The 15,201-nt window shown below is 67.2% G+C and carries 20 protein-coding genes; 11 read left to right on the forward strand and 9 right to left on the reverse strand.

Features of this window, described 5'->3' with window-relative positions:
- From flgD to BLO63_RS18315, 9 genes are all read right to left on the reverse strand, one after another.
- Positions 1–399 (reverse strand): flagellar hook assembly protein FlgD, encoded by a 399-nt coding sequence (gene flgD, locus BLO63_RS18275; RefSeq protein WP_091443645.1) that lies wholly within the window; start codon positions 397–399, stop codon positions 1–3.
- Positions 400–478: 79 nt separating this feature from the next.
- Positions 479–877: a flagellar biosynthesis repressor FlbT gene (flbT, locus tag BLO63_RS18280; RefSeq protein WP_091443647.1), complete on the reverse strand. Its 399-nt coding sequence runs from the start codon at positions 875–877 to the stop codon at positions 479–481.
- A gap of 8 nt (positions 878–885) precedes the next feature.
- Positions 886–1,233: a flagellar biosynthesis regulator FlaF gene (gene flaF, locus BLO63_RS18285; RefSeq protein ID WP_018387928.1), complete on the reverse strand. Its 348-nt coding sequence runs from the start codon at positions 1,231–1,233 to the stop codon at positions 886–888.
- Between the two features lie 16 nt (positions 1,234–1,249).
- Complete coding sequence (locus BLO63_RS18290; RefSeq protein WP_091443649.1) at positions 1,250–2,299, reverse strand: flagellar hook-associated family protein; 1,050 nt, start codon at positions 2,297–2,299, stop codon at positions 1,250–1,252.
- Positions 2,300–2,302: 3 nt separating this feature from the next.
- On the reverse strand, positions 2,303–3,757 hold the full coding sequence (gene flgK, locus BLO63_RS18295) for a flagellar hook-associated protein FlgK (protein WP_091443651.1): 1,455 nt from the start codon (positions 3,755–3,757) through the stop codon (positions 2,303–2,305).
- A gap of 7 nt (positions 3,758–3,764) precedes the next feature.
- The gene (locus BLO63_RS18300; protein WP_091443653.1) at positions 3,765–5,021 is read right to left on the reverse strand and encodes a flagellar hook protein FlgE; all 1,257 of its coding nucleotides are present in this window, start codon (positions 5,019–5,021) and stop codon (positions 3,765–3,767) included.
- Between the two features lie 89 nt (positions 5,022–5,110).
- Positions 5,111–6,433: a flagellar protein export ATPase FliI gene (fliI, locus tag BLO63_RS18305; RefSeq protein WP_091443654.1), complete on the reverse strand. Its 1,323-nt coding sequence runs from the start codon at positions 6,431–6,433 to the stop codon at positions 5,111–5,113.
- Between the two features lies 1 nt (position 6,434).
- A complete protein-coding gene (gene flgF, locus BLO63_RS18310; RefSeq protein ID WP_091443656.1) occupies positions 6,435–7,154 on the reverse strand; it encodes a flagellar basal-body rod protein FlgF in 720 nt (239 codons plus the stop codon).
- A 3-nt stretch (positions 7,155–7,157) separates the two neighbouring features.
- Positions 7,158–7,922: a DUF1217 domain-containing protein gene (locus tag BLO63_RS18315; RefSeq protein ID WP_091443658.1), complete on the reverse strand. Its 765-nt coding sequence runs from the start codon at positions 7,920–7,922 to the stop codon at positions 7,158–7,160.
- Positions 7,923–8,071: 149 nt separating this feature from the next.
- On the opposite strand from BLO63_RS18315, the gene motA reads away from it, so the two are divergent.
- From motA to flgG, 11 genes are all read left to right on the forward strand, one after another.
- Positions 8,072–8,956, forward strand: coding sequence for a flagellar motor stator protein MotA (gene motA, locus BLO63_RS18320; RefSeq protein WP_091443660.1), 885 nt, complete (start codon positions 8,072–8,074; stop codon positions 8,954–8,956).
- Positions 8,957–8,960: 4 nt separating this feature from the next.
- Positions 8,961–9,905, forward strand: a complete 945-nt coding sequence (locus tag BLO63_RS18325) for a flagellar motor switch protein FliM (protein ID WP_091443661.1) — start codon at positions 8,961–8,963, stop codon at positions 9,903–9,905.
- Positions 9,886–10,203 (forward strand): hypothetical protein, encoded by a 318-nt coding sequence (locus BLO63_RS18330; RefSeq protein WP_091443663.1) that lies wholly within the window; start codon positions 9,886–9,888, stop codon positions 10,201–10,203. Before BLO63_RS18325 ends, BLO63_RS18330 begins: the two co-directional genes overlap by 20 nt.
- Positions 10,200–10,532 (forward strand): flagellar motor switch protein FliN, encoded by a 333-nt coding sequence (fliN, locus tag BLO63_RS18335; RefSeq protein ID WP_018387918.1) that lies wholly within the window; start codon positions 10,200–10,202, stop codon positions 10,530–10,532. The genes BLO63_RS18330 and fliN overlap by 4 nt, the downstream gene beginning before the upstream one ends.
- Positions 10,533–10,547: 15 nt before the next feature.
- Entirely contained in the window at positions 10,548–11,570 is a 1,023-nt protein-coding gene (locus BLO63_RS18340) for a flagellar motor switch protein FliG (RefSeq protein WP_091443665.1), read from the forward strand.
- Positions 11,571–11,593: 23 nt separating this feature from the next.
- Positions 11,594–12,670, forward strand: coding sequence for an EscU/YscU/HrcU family type III secretion system export apparatus switch protein (locus BLO63_RS18345; protein ID WP_162841839.1), 1,077 nt, complete (start codon positions 11,594–11,596; stop codon positions 12,668–12,670).
- The gene (locus tag BLO63_RS18350) at positions 12,657–13,115 is read left to right on the forward strand and encodes a hypothetical protein (protein ID WP_091443668.1); all 459 of its coding nucleotides are present in this window, start codon (positions 12,657–12,659) and stop codon (positions 13,113–13,115) included. Before BLO63_RS18345 ends, BLO63_RS18350 begins: the two co-directional genes overlap by 14 nt.
- Before the next feature lie 62 nt (positions 13,116–13,177).
- Positions 13,178–13,561 carry a flagellar basal body rod protein FlgB gene (gene flgB / locus BLO63_RS18355; protein WP_091443669.1) on the forward strand — a complete coding sequence of 128 codons (384 nt, stop codon included), beginning with the start codon at positions 13,178–13,180 and terminating at the stop codon, positions 13,559–13,561.
- A complete protein-coding gene (gene flgC / locus BLO63_RS18360) occupies positions 13,561–13,980 on the forward strand; it encodes a flagellar basal body rod protein FlgC (protein WP_091443670.1) in 420 nt (139 codons plus the stop codon). Before flgB ends, flgC begins: the two co-directional genes overlap by 1 nt.
- Positions 13,980–14,297, forward strand: coding sequence for a flagellar hook-basal body complex protein FliE (gene fliE, locus BLO63_RS18365; protein ID WP_091443672.1), 318 nt, complete (start codon positions 13,980–13,982; stop codon positions 14,295–14,297). The genes flgC and fliE overlap by 1 nt, the downstream gene beginning before the upstream one ends.
- Positions 14,298–14,410: 113 nt before the next feature.
- Positions 14,411–15,199, forward strand: a complete 789-nt coding sequence (gene flgG / locus BLO63_RS18370; RefSeq protein ID WP_091443673.1) for a flagellar basal-body rod protein FlgG — start codon at positions 14,411–14,413, stop codon at positions 15,197–15,199.
- Positions 15,200–15,201 lie beyond the last annotated feature (2 nt).

Here is a 15,201-nt window from a genome sequence, read left to right on the forward strand (position 1 = left end):
TCAGGCGATCCGGATGCCGGCGCCGAGCGTGACCTCGCGGCCATCGGTGAGGGTGGCCACCGGCGCCTCGGAGGAAATGCGCACCGACGCCACCTGCCCGGTCACGCTGCCATCGGCGCTGGTGACGGTGCGCCCGACCGCGGCATCGGCGATCTGCAGCGCCGAGGAGGTGAGGAGCTGATCGAGCTTGGCATTGGCCGCCACGCTCTGCTCGACCTGCGAGAACGAGGCGAGCTGGCCCATATACTGGGCGGTGTCCATCGGCTCGGTCGGGTCCTGGTTCTTCATCTGGGCAATGAGCAGCTTGAGGAAGGCGCTGTAGTCGAGCGTACCGCCGGCCGGCTTGGCGGCAGGGGCCGACGCGGCCGAGGCGCCGCCAAGGGCATTGATGCTGGTCATGGCTTGAATTTCCCTGATGCCTTTCCCCGCACGACGGGATCCGTCGGCGGCTGGAAAGCGCGTCGAAACAACAAATGCCTCAGGCGGCCCTGGGCGCGTCGCAGCCGAGGATGGTGTCCTCGACGAGGAACAGGCGGCGCAGGGCGCGCAGCGCGTCGAAGAAGCGGCCGGTGTCGACGAGATCGCCGATCTGGTTCAGCGCGGCGACCATCGATTCATTGCGGAACGAGGTGATGAGCGCCGCCAGCTGTTCGCGGAACAGGCGCTGCGCCTGCGCCATCCGGCGCGGCTCGATCAGCATCATCTGCACGACGAAATAGAGCTGGCGCAGCGGCGTGGTGGTGTCCTCGACCTGCAGCACGTGGCTCTCCAGCAGAAACGCCACATCGTTCATCAGCTCGACCGTCACCTTGCGGTCGACGCGAATGACCGCGCCGTTGAGGAAGAGGCGTTCACCGGGCTTGAGGGAGATCTGCATCGCGCACCTCACATAAGTCCGTCTCGGATGGAACGGTTGACCTCGATGAGGCCGGCGAAGTTGGAGGAGCGCTCCTGCACGATCTGGTCCGCCTCCTTGATCACCCACAGGCCGATGGAGATCAGGTTTCCGCGCAGCGTCTCGGCCAGCTCGTTATGCGGATCGCTGAGGTCGCGGATGAGGAAACCCCAGAGCTTCTGGAGATAGAGCACGGCCTGCGCGGCTTCCGGCGAGGCCGGGCCATTGGCCTGGGCGCGCGTCAGCAGATCGATGGCGTGGTCGAGCGCCAGGCGCTCTTCGTCCCGCCCTTCGGCGCTGGAGTCGCCGAGTATCTCGGCATACGAGAAGCGATACATCTGTCGACCCTTCGTCCTAGATGTAGTCCATGATGGACAGTTTAAGTATTCGCGCGGTCAGCGAGTAGGACATCTCGATCTGGGTAGTCACGGTGTCCAGTCTCGTCTTGGCCTCGGCGGGATCAATGGCTTCAAGAACGTTCAGACGGCGATCCGTGGCGTCGATGGCGCTACGCATCAGCGTGTCGGCGGCGGCGATGCGGCTCTGGCCGGAGCCGACGCGGGTGGCGATGTCGGTGACGCCGGAAATGGCGCTTCCCATCAGCGATCGCGTCTTGTCGAGCACCGTGGCCAGAGCGTCGCCCTTCAACGGGGCGGCGCCGAGCGTCGCTATCATCGTGTATGCCATCGCGAGCTTGCGCATGGCTGGCTCGTTGGCGCTCGCCCCGACCTCGATCCGGCTGGTGGAGGAAATGGCGGCGCTGCGGTTCTCGCTGCTCGCGTCCGACCAGGTGGCGCTCCAGCCGGGTTCCTCGAAAGAGGCGGCGAAGGTGGTGTCGATGAAATCGGCCAGATCGGCGGCGGGAATCTGCGCCACGGCCGGGTCTTCCAGCGGGTTGGCCGGATCGAGCCCGAAGCGGGCGGCGAAGGCGCTGGTGATCGCCGCCTGCGGGCCTTCGTCGAAACTGGCCATCGGCTTGGCGGCGCTGTTCAACCCGCCGAAGAGGTAGCGCCGACCATCGGTCAGGTTGAGCGTGGCGGTGAGGGCGTCCAGCGCCGAGCGCCCCTGCGCCGCCAGCACCCCGGCGCCGCTATTGGCATCGGAGATGCCGACCATGGCGCTGAGGAAACGGTCGGCCTGCCCGCGAATGTCGTCGAGCCCGGTCTGGGTGCGGTCGAGCGCTGCCAGTGTGGAGGCGTTGCCGTCGATAAGGCTCTGCAGTGAGGCCTGGTCGCGCCGCAGGGTGAGGTTCTCGCCGATGCCGACGCCGAGATCGAGGCCGACATCGGCGCGCCGGCCGGTCGTCAGTTCCTGGCTGGCCTTGGCGAGCTCGGTCTGCAGCCGGGGCAGGGCGGCGCGAGGGGCATGATTGAGCGAGAGCGTGGAGATGAAGCTGGAAAACATGGCTTACCTCACGGCCTGGAAGAGCGCGTCGTAGAGGCCGTTGATCACGGCGATGAGCTTGGACGAGGCCTGGTAGCTGCGCTCCAGATCGAGCTGGCGGGCATATTCCTCGTCCATGTTGATGCCGGTCGCGTTGGAAAGCGCCTTCGAGGCATGCGAGAGCAGGGCGTATTCGCTCTCTGCCGCACCGGCCGCGACCTGGCGCTGGCCTTCCAGCCAGCCGGTGGAGGCGGCGGCGAAATCGCCGAGGGTCGAACGCGCGGGGATACCCGAGGCCGGGTCGAAGTCGCGGACATCGGCCAGGGCCGTGGCGGTCGCCTGGAGCTGGTCGCCGAAGCTCGCCTGCCCGCCGGCATTGGCGACATAGGCGGCGCCATTGATGCCGCCGTCGCGCAGCAGGCTCGGGTTGCCGCCGCGCGCGGGATCGACGGCGGCATTGACGGCGAGGCGCGCGGCCAGGCCCGTGGCCTGCGCCGGCAGCGTCGCGGTGCCGTCGGTGAACAGGCCGGGCGCATCAGGCGCGCCGCTGCCGCTCTGGTCGGATTCGGCGAAGGACTGCACCAGCCCCAGCGCCATGGAATCGAGCTGGGTCTCCAGCGTCACCGCGGTGCGGTCGCGCAGCTCGGCAAGGCCGGCGATACGGCCGGAACGCAGCGGCATGGCCGCATCCGCGCCGGTGACGCTGACGCCGTCGACCATCACCGCCTGGCCGCTCATCCCCGCCGCCAGCACCGGCGTGGTCTTGAAGGTCACGGCCCGCGGCACGGTCTCGAACAGGGTGGCGCCGCCATCGGTGTAGAGCACGAGGTCGTTATTGGCGCGCGAGACGGCGGTGACGCCCATCTCCTCGGCGATGCCGGCGAGCAGCGTGTCGCGCCGGTCCAGCGCGTCGCTGACGTCGCGCCCGGCGCCGGTGCCCTTCACCACCGCGTCGTTCTCGGCGGCGAACTGCGTGAGCAGATCGTTGACCCGAACCACCGAGCGCGCCAGGCCGGAATCCGCATCGGTGCGGACGGTGCGGACGGTGGCGGCGGCGGCATTGAGCGCGGTGGCGAGGTCCTGCGCCACGGTGACGGTGCGGGCGCCGAAGGCGGGATCGTCAGGCGCATTGGCGAATTGGGCAAGAGCATCGCCCAGCGCCCCGATGCGCGCCGCCGGCGTGCTGTCGCCAGCGGCATCGCCCATCCCGGTGCGCAGCCGGTTCAGCCCGTCGAGCACCGCCTGGCGGTCGGCGGCGTTCGAGGTCGCCCCGAGCATGCGCGTATAGAGCGCGCTGTCGCTGGCCCGCGAGACGGCGACGACATAGGCGCCGCCGGAGGCTTCCGTGGTGGTGACGGCGATCTTGCGCGAGGCGCCCGGCTGCCCCGCATTGCCGATGTTGCGCGCCGTCGTCTCGATCTGGGTCGAGGTCGCGGAGAGCGACGTGCGGGCGGTGTTGAGGGCGAGCGACAAGCTCATGAGCGCATCACCGCTTCAGGCTCATCAGCACGTCGAGCAGTTCCGAGCCGGTCTGGAACACCTTGGAATTAGCGGTGTAGTCGCGCTGGGCGCTGATCATCTCGGTGAGCTCGGACGCCATGTCGACATTCGAACGCTCGGTGGCGCCTGATACCATGGTGCCGAGCCCGCCCTCATTGGCGAAGCCGATCTGCAGGCCGCCGGATTCGCGCGTGGTCTCGAACACGTTGCCGGCCTTGGGATCGAGATTGTCCGGGCTGGTGACGAAGGCGAGCGGGATCTTGTAGAGCGCCGACTTGCGCCCGTTCAGGTCGACGGCGGAGACGACGCCGTCCTTGTCGATGGTCACGCTCGACACCGAGCTGGGGGCGTTGCCGTCCACCGTGGCGGTGAGCGGGGTGTAGCGGTCGGCCAGCTGGGTCATGCCGGCGAGATCGAGCGTCAGCGTCTGCCCGCCCGGCACATCAAGCACCATGGAGGCGGTGGAGGTGAGGTTGCCGAGCGCGTCGAAATCGAGGGTCTGGGTGGTGAGCGCGGCATTGGCATAGGGGAAGCCGCCGCCCACCGCCGCATCGGCACGGTCGAAGGCGGTCATCTCCCACGCGATCGGGCTGTCGCTGGTCTTGGTGAGGTAGATGTCGAGCGTCACCTCGCCGCCGAGATTGTCGAAGGTGACCAGCGAGGATTTCTGCGAGAAGCTGGCATCGGCGGCGTTGGTGGCCGGGGTGTTGCCGGTCACGACGGCGTCGGCGGACGGCAGGTTGGCGGCGAAGGCGCCGTCGCGGGAGGGATTGGCGGCCAGCCGCACATCGGCGATGCGCACCGGCTGCAGGCCGCCGGCACCGTTCAGCACCACATTCGGGTCGCCGCCGGTGATGTCGTAGCCCATCAGCGTGAAGCCGGCGGTGTTGACGAGGTTGCCGCTCGCGGCGTCGACGGTGAAGGAGCCGGCGCGGCTGAGATAGGAAGTGCCGTTGGGATCGGACACCAGGAAGAAGCCATTGCCCTGGATCGCCAGATCGGTCGCCGAGGTGGAATAGTTCAGCGCGCCCTGCTGGCTGATCGAATGGCGCACCGCCGTGTTCACGGCGCCGGAATTATACTCGCCCGGTCCGCTCTGCAGCAGCAGGGTGGAGAATTCGGCGGAGGCGCGCTTGTAGCCGGCGGTGCCCGAATTGGCGATGTTGTCGCCGATGGTGCTCAGCTTGTTGGACTGCGCCGCCATGCCGGACACACCCGTCCGCATCATGCCATAGAGGCTCATTTCATCACTCCTCGGTGTCGTTGTCGCACTTGACCGTGTCTGGCTTGTGCGAGACTGGCGTCAGCCGCGTCGGGCCTAGCCGCGTATGGCTAGCCGCGTATGGCTTGGGCGAGTTCGGCGAAGGGTTCGCGGCTGGGCGGGGCGTCGGCATATTGCGACAGCGCCTCATAGATGCGGGGCACCACCTTCACCGCCTGGTCGAGCTCGGGGTCGGCGCCGGGGTGGTAGCCGCCCATCAGCCGCAGATCGCGCGTGTCCTCGAAGCGGGCGATGAGGCTGCGCAGGCGGCGGATCAGGTCGCGCTCCTCCGGGCTCCAGACGAGATCGGCGAGGCGCGAGACCGAGCGCAGCACGTTGACCGCCGGAAAGCGCCCCTGGTCGCCGATCGCCCGGTCGAGCACGATATGGCCGTCCAGCGTGCCGCGCACGGCGTCGGCCACCGGGTCGTTATGGTCGTCGCCATCGACCAGCACCGAGAAGATGGCGGAGATCGCGCCGGCGCCGTCCGGCCCGGGGCCGGCGCGCTCCAGAAGGCGGGGCAGGGTGCTGAACACGCTCGGTGCATAGCCGCGCGCCACCGCCGGCTCGCCCGCCGCCAGGGCCACGTCGCGCGCGGCATGGGCATAGCGGGTGACGCTGTCGACGATGAGCAGGACCTGCTCGCCGCGATCGCGGAAATACTCCGCCACGGCGAAGCCCGCGCGCGGTGCCAGGCGCCGCATCATCGCGCTCTCGTCGCTGGTGGCCACCACCACCACCGAGCGGTGGCGATTGGGCGCCAGCGGTCCTTCGAGGAACTCGCGCACCTCGCGGCCGCGCTCGCCGACCAGGGCAATGACGATGGTATCGAAGCCCTCGCAGCGGGCCAGCATGGCGAGCAGGGTCGACTTGCCGACGCCCGAGCCGGCGAAGATGCCGATGCGCTGACCCTCGCAGAGCGGGGTGAACAGGTCGATCACCCGGACGCCGGTGCGCAAGGGCTTGTGGATGCGCGCCCGCGTCATCGCCTCCGGCGGATCGGCTTCGAGCGCGCGCGCCTCGTCGCCCAGGGTGAGCGGGCCGAGCCCGTCCAGCGGCTGGCCCAGCGCGCCGATCACCCGGCCTTTCCAGTCGGCATGCGGGCGGAAGGCGAGGGTGCGCGCCAGATGCGCCGGGGCGCCGAGGCCGATCGGCACCCGCTCGTCAAAGGGCTTCACCGTGGCGCCGCCCTCGTCGAGCCGCACCACCTCGCCGATCAGCTGGCGCCCGCCGGCCTCCACCCCGACGCAGGCGCCGAGGGTGAGGTGGGAGGACAGGCCCGCCACGCGAAAATGCGTCGGCGTCACCTCGCGCACCACGCCCGAGACGCGCACGAAGGGCAGGTCGTCGAGGCCCGACTGAACGGCGCTCTCCAGGCGCGTCAGCGCGTTCATCTCAGGACGGCCCGAGCGTGCGGATGGTTTCCGAGGTGGAATCCTCGCTCTGCTGCACCGCCTGGGCGGCCATCTCGAAGGTGCGCTGGACGGCGATGAGCCGTGTCATCTCCATGATCGGATCGACGTTGGAGCCTTCGATATAGCCCTGGCGGACGCCGAGGCTGGAGAAGTCCTGCACCGGCTCGGCGGCGCGGTCGGGGATCACCGCCGAATGGCCGTGGCGTTCCAGCTTCGCCCCCGCCGGCAGGGTGAACAGGCCGAGCGTGCCGGCCTGGTTGGCGCCCTGCGTTATTGTGCCGTCGGTGCCGATGCGGATCTCGCCGGCGGAGGGATCGAGCAGCAGCTGGGTGCCGCCGGCGTCGAGCACGGGGAGGTTATCGACGGTGAGCAGTTCGCCGGCCGGACCCAAATGCAGCCGCCCGTCGCGTGTATAGGCCCGCCCATTCGGGGTTTGCACCGCGAACCAGCTGTCGCCCTGCGGGGCCACATCAAGCGCATTGCCGGTGAAGATGGCCGGCCCGGCATTGCGCGAGGTATAGCTCTCGCCTTCGGAGACGAAGGCGACCTCCTGGTCGCCCGCGGTCGACAGCAGCCGCTCGAACTTGATTTCCTCGGCGCGATAGCCCGGCGTGTTCATGTTGGCGATGTTGTTGGCGATGGTCACCATGCGCCGTTCCGTCGCCATCTGCGCCGACAGCGAGACGTAAAGGTTCGGCATGGGTCAGCCTCCATATTTGAGGTTCAGCAGGGCCATGCCCATGCCGGAGCCGACGCCGTTATTGTTGAACAGGGCCAGCACCGGCGAGTTGAAGCCCTGATCGGCGTCCCAGCGCGCGGTAAAACGGCGGATCAGCCGGTCGAGCTTGGTGGGGTCCTGCAGATCGGCAAGGTCGAGCCGCTGGGTGACGGCGGCCGCTTGTTTCTCGATGGCGGCCGAGGCCATGGCGGTGGGAAAGCCGTAGACCGTCTTCAGCACCTTCCACAGAGCCGGGTCGGCGAGCAGCCCATAGGCGGACTTCACCTTTGGCGCCTCGCGTTCGAAATACAAAGCGAGGCGAACGCCCTCATTCTGTGCCCCGGCATCGACCTCCAGCGTCTGGCGCACATAGGCGTCGGCGACATCCTGCCGGGCCGCTGTGCGCGAGGTGGTGAGGGGGCCGTAGCTGTCGAAGTCGAATGCCTTGGCGAAGGCGACGAAGCGCTCGTCATTCAGGCGGTTGGCGAAGGATTTCGGGTCGGTGATGCCCTCGGTCAGCACCTTGCGCATATAGCCCTTGGCATAGGCCATGTCGCCGAGTCCGAAGGCGTTCATCGCATAGGTGAAGGCACGGGTGTTCTTGAGGAAATCGTCCACCGACTTGATCTTCGGGATGGTGGCGAGGAAGTGCTTGGTCTCCAGGGCCACCGAAGGCTCGGCGGCCTTGAGCGCCAGCGTGCGGGTGATGTTGCGCGTAAGCGACTTGTAGGTCGCGAAGGTCGTGTCCATGGCGATCCCTGGCTGCGGTCCTGCCCCAAGGTGGACGGGCAAGCTTGCGCCGGGCTTCCCGCGCGTACCGAGCAAGGACGTCCAGCGGCGGCCAGCCTCGCGCAATCTTCCCCGCCTAGACCGGAGCTCCACAACGGAGGAGCATCGCTTTGGGCATTCTGATCGGCATTGTCCTGGGGTTCGCCTCGATTGGGGGTGGATTCGTGGCCATGGGCGGCCATCTCGAAGTGATCTGGCAGCCTTTCGAATATGTCATCATTTTCGGGATCGCGTTTGCCACCTTCCTCATCGCCAACCCGATGTCGACCATCAAGGACACCGGCAAGGCGCTGGGGCAGGCCTTCACGGGCAAGGCACCCAAGCGCAAGGATTTCCTCGGCCTGCTGGGCCTGCTCTATGCGCTGATGCGCGAGCTGCGCACCCGCCCGCGCAACGAGGTCGAAGGTCACATCGACGACCCCGCCAATTCCGCGCTGTTCCAGCACTTCCCGAACATTCTGAAGGACAAGGAGCTGACGCAGTTCATCTGCGACTATGCCCGCCTGATCGTCATCGGCAATGCCCGCTCACACGAGATCGAGGGGCTGATGGAACAGGAAATCTCCACCATCAAGAAATACAAGACCAAGCCGGCCGGGGCACTCAGCACCGTGGCCGAGGGAATGCCCGCCATCGGCATCTGCGCGGCGGTGCTCGGCATCGTCAAGGCGATGGGCGCCATCGACCAGTCGCCGGAAATCCTCGGCCATTATATCGCCTCGGCACTGGTTGGCACCCTCATCGGCATCTACACCTCCTACGCGATCCTCGGGCCGATGGCGCACAGCATCAAGATCATGCGCGAGAAGCAGGTCCAGCCCTTCATCATCGTGAAGCAGTCGCTCATCGCCTACATGAACGGGGCGCTGCCGCAGATCGCCCTGGAACACGGGCGCAAGACCATTTCCTCCTCCGAGCGGCCGACCATCGACGAGGTCGAGGCGGAAGCGATTTCCAACGTGCCGACGCTCACGGCCGTGCCACAGGCAGCCTGATCCCATGAACATGCGCGCCGCTCCCCCAACTGGCCAGTCGACCGATATTCGCGACCTGCTGCTCGACGCCGCCGGGCTTTCGCTCGACAAGCTGCCGATGCTGCACGTCATCTTCGACCGGATGGCGACGCTGTGCGCGGAGAGCCTGCGCCAGCTGGCCTCCTCGCAGGCCTATTACTCGCTGAGCCAGGTCGAGAGCGGGCGAATCGGCGACGTGCTCGACAGCTATGAGGGCATGGCCATTGTCGGCGTGTTCCATTCCCCGGAATGGGACAGCCACGTCATCGTCGGCTTCGACCGCGACTTCGTGTTCAGCATGGTCGAGGTGTTGTTCGGTGCCGATGGCTCCGAACCGCCGGTGGATGACGAGCGCTCTTTCTCCAATATCGAGCTGCGCATCGCCATCGCGCTGTTCGAGCAGATGGCCAAGGCGCTGCAGGGCAGCTTCGCGCTGGTGAGCCAGGTCAGTTTCAAGTTCCAGCGCCAGGAAACCCGCATGGATTTCGCGGTGGTCGGGCGCCGCAACAACCTCGCCATCTGCGCCAAGTTCCTGCTGCAGGCGCTCAATCGCGGCGGCGAGATGTTCGTGCTGATTCCGCAGGGCGCGCTGACCCCGCTGCGCCAGCAGCTCGCCAGCACCACCGCCGGCGAATCCTCCCCGCGCGACCCGATCTGGACCAAGCACATTCGCGGCGAGGTGCAGCGCACCGAGGTGCGGCTGCGCGCCGTGCTGGAGGAGCGGGAGATCACGCTCGGCGAGGCCGGCATGCTGGAGGTCGGGCAGATTCTGCCGCTCCAGGCGACGCCGCGCAGCCGCGTCAAGCTGGAGAGCGTCGAGCAGCCGCTGTTCTGGTGCAGCCTGGGGCAAGCTGAAGGGTCTTATGTGCTGCGTATCGAAGAGGCGGTCGACCTCGATCAGGAGTTCATCGATGACATTCTCCCCCGCTGAGGCGGTGCTGTTCGTGGCGCTGGTGGTGACGAGCGGCTGCGTCGTTCTGATGTATCGCAAGCTCAACGAGCTCTCGACCGTCGGGCGCCACTACCGGCTGGCGCTGCATGACAGCGCCGCCGCGCTTGACCAGGCACGCGAGGCCGTCGCGCTGCTCAACAATGACAGCCGCGAGCTGATCGCCGAGCTCTGCGTCAGGATCGGCGAGGCCGAGGCGCTGGTCGCCCGCCTGGACCGCGCCCGCGCCGATGCCGCGCCCGCCACCCCCACCCACCCGACCGAGGAGCTGCACGGATGAGCCACGAAACCTTCGCCCCGGAAGCGCTGGCCCCCAGCGGCGCGGTTGAGGAAAGCTTCGGCGGGCGCGGCCTCGAATCGCTGCTGCGCGTGCCGGTGACGCTCCAGGTCGTGCTCGGCTCGGCGAACCTGCCGGTGGCCCAGCTGATGAAGCTCGGCCGCGGCGCCATCGTGCCGCTCGACCGCCGGGTCGGCGAGCCGGTCGACATCGTCGTCAATGGCCGCATCATCGCCCGCGGCGAAGTGGTGGTGGTCGACGAGGACAATTCCCGCTTCGGCGTGTCGCTGACCGAGATCGTCGGCACGTCCGGCGCCGACCTGTCGCGCTGACGCGGTTGAGGGCGCATGTCCGCCGTTACCGCCAGGGTCGCCCGCCCGCTGCAGGGTTCCGATCGCGTCGCCGCGCTGCTCATGGCCATGGGCCGGCCGGTGGCGGCGCGGCTGATGAAGCATTTCAAGCCGGATGAAATCAAGGCGATCACCCGCGCCATAGCGGAAATGCGCCCGGCCTCGACCGCGCAGGTCGAGCTCGCCATCGAGGAGTTCGCCACGCAGTTCGTGGCCGGGGCTAATATCGTCGGCTCGCCCGGCGATGTGGAGCGGCTGCTCGACGGGGTTCTGCCCCCCGAGCAGATCTCCGCGCTGATGACCGATATTCTCGGCTCGACCAATCACAGCATCTGGGACCGCATTTCCGGGGTCTCCGAGGGCACGATCGCCGCCTATGTGATCAAGGAGCATCCGCAGATCGCGGCGCTCATCCTGTCCAAGGTCAAGCCGTCCTGCGCCGCCAAGGTGCTGGGCCATCTGCCCGAGGCGATGCGCAACGCCGTGATGCGCCGCATGCTCGGCTTCAAGCCGATCGTCGACGAGACGATGCGGATCATCGAGAACACCATCCATGAGGATTTCATGGTGAACCTCGCCCGCAATGCGGGCGCCGATACCCATGCCCGCATCGCCGACATCATCAACAAGATGGAGCGCGACGACATGGAGAATGTCCTCTCCAGCCTCGCCGCCACACGGCCGAAATCGGCGGAGATCCTCAAGGGCCTGCTGTTCACCTTCGACGACATCATCTCCCTGCCGCCCCGCGCCCGCACCGCGCTGTTCGACCAGGTGCCGAACGACCGCACGGTGATGGCGCTGAAGGGCACCGATGCGTCGTTCCGCGAAATCATCCTGCAATCGCTCGGCTCACGCGTCCGGCGCATGGTCGAGCAGGAACTGATGAGCAGCGAGCCCGCCTCGCACCGCGACGTGCACGACGCCCGCCGCGCCATTACCGACATGGCGCTGGAAATGGCCGGACGCGGCGAGATCGAGCTCAATGCCGGCGGCGAGGACGAAGCCTATGTGCGCTAGTTCCGGCCAGCGTGGGGCTCGCCATGTCCGAGGATAACGACAAGGAGAGCAAAACCGAGGAAGCCAGCGAGAAGAAGATCTCCGACGCGGTCGAGAAGGGCAAGGTGCCGTTCTCGCGCGAGGCGCCGCTCTTTGCCTCCCTGCTCGGCATTCTCATCAGCCTTTCCTTCTTTGCCGGCCCGCAGGTCAAGCCGCTTACCGAGGGGCTGGCGCGGCTGATCGACGATCCCGGCGGCTTCCGCATCGCTGGCAGCGAGGATGCGCTGAACCTGTTCTGGCTGGCCTTCGGCCTCGCCGCGCGGTTCCTGCTGCCGATCGCCCTCGTTCTCGCCATGTTCGGGCTGGTCGCCTCGCTGGCGCAGAACATGCCGCGGCTGGTGGGCGAGCGCATCCGCCCGCAATGGTCGCGAGTGTCGCCGGCGGCAGGCTTTACCCGCATCTTCGGCCGGCACGGCCAGGTCGAGTTCCTGAAATCGCTGTTCAAGTTCGGCGCGGTTTCGGTGATCTGCGTCATGCTGCTGCTCTCGGCCAAGGACAGCATCATGGGCGCCATGGCGAGCGACCCGGCGCTGGTGCCTTCCATGATCCTCGGCCTCGCGGTGAAGCTGGTGTCCGCCGTCTGCGTGGCGACCATCGCGCTGGTGTGCATCGACCTCGTCTGGTCGCGCGTCAGCTGGCGCGCCGAGCTGCGGATGACCAAGCAGGAGGTGAAGGAGGAGTTCAAGCAGGCCGAAGGCGATCCGATCGTCAAAGCGCGGATGCGCTCGCTGGCCAAGGAGCGCGCCCGCCACCGGATGATGAACGCGGTGCCGCGCGCCTCGCTGGTCATCGCCAACCCGACCCACTACGCCATCGCCCTACACTATGACCGGGTGAAGGGCGGCGCGCCCTTGGTACTCGCCAAGGGCGTCGATCTAATCGCCCTGAAGATACGCTCCATCGCCGAGAGTTCCGGCGTGCCTGTCGTGGAAGACCGTGCGCTGGCGCGGGCGCTCTACGAGGCGGTGGAGGTCGACCAGTGGATTCCGGCGGAGTTCTACCGCCCGGTAGCCAAGATTCTCTTCTTCATCTATTCGCGAGGCCAGAATGCCCGGAAATGAAGGGCTTTGCAGCCTCGACATCTCCAGCCTGCCGGAACTGGCGCTGCTCACCTATGAGAAGCGGCTGGCCGAGGCGCTGCGCGGTTTCCTCACCGAGCTGTGCCTGACAAATGCCGGAGTGGTGATGGCCTATATCAGCAGCGGGCAGGACGGCAATATCGACGACCTCATCGCCTCCTCGGCCGAGCTGTTCCTCAAGCCCGGCCAGCTTTGCTATGCCCGCCAGGCGGTCATCGAGAGCGACTGGGGCGCGCCCCCGCACGTGTCGATCGCCCTGCGCTTCCGCCAGCAAGCCATGACGGCCGCCTTCCATGTGGTGTTCGACGACAGTTCGATCGGCGTGCATATCGACGCCATCGAATTCGCCAAGCCGCTGGGTTCGGAAAGTGAGAATCTGCGCCGCTTCGAGGCGGCGCTCGCCGCCGCCCGCCTCGCGGGGCACTGAACGCTCCAGCCTCGTGCAAGGTTCTGGTCCTAAGGTCCGCCCATCGGAATGCGGAGACCCCCGTGGACAAGATTTTCCTGTTCGATCTCGCCTCCCGCCATGCCGACTGGGCGTCGGTACGGCAGGCGACGATCGCCGCGAACATCGCCAATGCCAATACGCCGGCCTATCGGGCGGCGGATGTCGAACCCTTTGCCAAGGTGCTCGACAGCACGCATCTGACCCCGATGCGAACGTCCTCGGGCCATCTCGCCCTCGGTGCGTCGGAGGCGGCCAGCGCCAAGGTCAGCGATGCCGACAGCTGGGAAGTTTCCGAGTCCGGCAACACGGTGAGCCTTGACCAGCAGATGGTGAAGGCCGCCGAAACGAGCGGGGCCTTTACCTTGAACACGAGCGTCGTGCGCGCCTTTCACCGCATGGTGCTTGCCAGTGTGAGGAACGCCTGATGATCGATCAACTGAGATCAATCTCCACCATCGCCAGCTCCGGCATGCAGGCCCAGTCCACCCGCATGCGGGTGGTGTCGGAAAACATCGCCAATGCCCGCTCGACCGGCGACACCCCCGGCGCCGAGCCCTATCGGCGCAAGACCGTGCATCTGGCCGGCCCGGACGGGGTGGGGGCAGGGCCGGGCGTCACCGTCCGCGCCATCGGGCTCGACCAGAACACCCCCTTCGCGGTCGAGCACGATCCGGGCAACCCGGCGGCCGATGCCGAGGGCAACGTCATGCTGCCGAATGTGAATGTGCTGGTCGAGATGGCCGACCTGCGCGAGGCCGGCCGCTCCTATTCCGCCAATCTCCAGATGATGAAGCAGGCACGCTCGATGATCTCCATGACCATCGACCTGTTGAGGGCCGGCTGATGATGGACGCGCTCAACTCCCTCTCCGCCCTGCGCGGACCCGGCTCCACCGCCTCGACCGGCGCTTCCGCTGCCGCATCGGCGGTTCGTCCGACCGCCGGCGTCGGCTTCGCCGACATGCTGGCCGACATTTCCGGCCAGGCGGTCACGTCGTTGAAGGGGGCGGAATCCGCCTCTATCACCGGCCTGCAAGGCAAGGCCTCCGTGCAGCATGTGGTGCAGTCCATCATGGCAGCGGAGCAGACGCTGCAGACGGCGCTGGCGGTGCGCGACAAGGTCGTCGCCGCCTATCAGGAAATCTCGCGCATGGCGATCTAGAGCCTCTTCGCCGGGTCCCGGCTCGGCGAAAGGGCTCCAGCCTCTTGTTTTGACGCATTTTCTTCACGCGAACGGGTCTTCCCGCCGCTCGAAAATGCCCCAGGGAATTCGACATGAAAGCACTGGCCATCGCCGCCACCGGCATGAGCGCGCAACAGACCAATGTCGAGGTGATCGCGAACAATATCGCGAACATCAACACGACCGGCTTCAAGCGCGCCCGGGCTGAGTTCTCCGACCTGCTCTACCAGGCCGAGCGCGCCCAGGGCGTGCCCAATGTCGATGGCGGCCTGCCGATTCCCGATGGCGCGCTCGTCGGCCTCGGCGTGCGGACGGTGGGCGTGCGCAACCTGCATATGCAGGGGCCGCTCGCCCAGACCGGCAATCCGCTCGACATGGCGATCAACGGGCGCGGCTGGTTCCAGATCACCGGCCCGACCGGCGAGACGCTCTATACGCGGGCCGGCTCGTTCAGTAAGGGGCCCAATGGCGAGCTCGTCACCAATGACGGCTATGTCGTGCAGCCGGCGATCACCTTTCCCAATGACGTCACCGAGATCGTCATCAACGAGACCGGCAACGTCTACGCCAAGACGCCGGGCCAGCCTGATCCGCAGCTGCTCGGCCAACTCGGCCTCGCCAATTTCGCCAATGATGGCGGCCTGGAGCCGATCGGCAATAATCTCTATCGCGAGACCGCCGCCTCGGGCCAGCCTGTGACCGGCGTGGCGGGCGATGCCGGCTTCGGCAAGATCCACCAGGGCTATCTCGAAGGGTCCAATGTGGACCCGGTCAAGGAGATCACCGAGCTGATCTCGGCGCAGCGCGCCTATGAGATGAACTCCAAGGTGATCCAGGCGGCCGACGAGATGGCGGCGACGGTTGCCAAGGGCATCCGCTAGAA

It is taken from the genome of Ancylobacter rudongensis (assembly GCF_900100155.1).
Lineage (GTDB): Bacteria > Pseudomonadota > Alphaproteobacteria > Rhizobiales > Xanthobacteraceae > Ancylobacter > Ancylobacter rudongensis.

Coding starts and splice junctions, on each gene's coding strand:
- flgD (WP_091443645.1), bottom strand. CDS start 399: ATGACCAGCATCAATGCCCTTGGCGGCGCCTCGGCCGCGTCGGCCCCT.
- flbT (WP_091443647.1), bottom strand. CDS start 877: ATGCAGATCTCCCTCAAGCCCGGTGAACGCCTCTTCCTCAACGGCGCG.
- flaF (WP_018387928.1), bottom strand. CDS start 1,233: ATGTATCGCTTCTCGTATGCCGAGATACTCGGCGACTCCAGCGCCGAA.
- BLO63_RS18290 (WP_091443649.1), bottom strand. CDS start 2,299: ATGTTTTCCAGCTTCATCTCCACGCTCTCGCTCAATCATGCCCCTCGC.
- flgK (WP_091443651.1), bottom strand. CDS start 3,757: ATGAGCTTGTCGCTCGCCCTCAACACCGCCCGCACGTCGCTCTCCGCG.
- BLO63_RS18300 (WP_091443653.1), bottom strand. CDS start 5,021: ATGAGCCTCTATGGCATGATGCGGACGGGTGTGTCCGGCATGGCGGCG.
- fliI (WP_091443654.1), bottom strand. CDS start 6,433: ATGAACGCGCTGACGCGCCTGGAGAGCGCCGTTCAGTCGGGCCTCGAC.
- flgF (WP_091443656.1), bottom strand. CDS start 7,154: ATGCCGAACCTTTACGTCTCGCTGTCGGCGCAGATGGCGACGGAACGG.
- BLO63_RS18315 (WP_091443658.1), bottom strand. CDS start 7,922: ATGGACACGACCTTCGCGACCTACAAGTCGCTTACGCGCAACATCACC.
- BLO63_RS18325 (WP_091443661.1), top strand. CDS start 8,961: ATGAACATGCGCGCCGCTCCCCCAACTGGCCAGTCGACCGATATTCGC.
- BLO63_RS18330 (WP_091443663.1), top strand. CDS start 9,886: ATGACATTCTCCCCCGCTGAGGCGGTGCTGTTCGTGGCGCTGGTGGTG.
- fliN (WP_018387918.1), top strand. CDS start 10,200: ATGAGCCACGAAACCTTCGCCCCGGAAGCGCTGGCCCCCAGCGGCGCG.
- BLO63_RS18340 (WP_091443665.1), top strand. CDS start 10,548: ATGTCCGCCGTTACCGCCAGGGTCGCCCGCCCGCTGCAGGGTTCCGAT.
- BLO63_RS18345 (WP_162841839.1), top strand. CDS start 11,594: ATGTCCGAGGATAACGACAAGGAGAGCAAAACCGAGGAAGCCAGCGAG.
- BLO63_RS18350 (WP_091443668.1), top strand. CDS start 12,657: ATGCCCGGAAATGAAGGGCTTTGCAGCCTCGACATCTCCAGCCTGCCG.
- flgC (WP_091443670.1), top strand. CDS start 13,561: ATGATCGATCAACTGAGATCAATCTCCACCATCGCCAGCTCCGGCATG.
- fliE (WP_091443672.1), top strand. CDS start 13,980: ATGATGGACGCGCTCAACTCCCTCTCCGCCCTGCGCGGACCCGGCTCC.
- flgG (WP_091443673.1), top strand. CDS start 14,411: ATGAAAGCACTGGCCATCGCCGCCACCGGCATGAGCGCGCAACAGACC.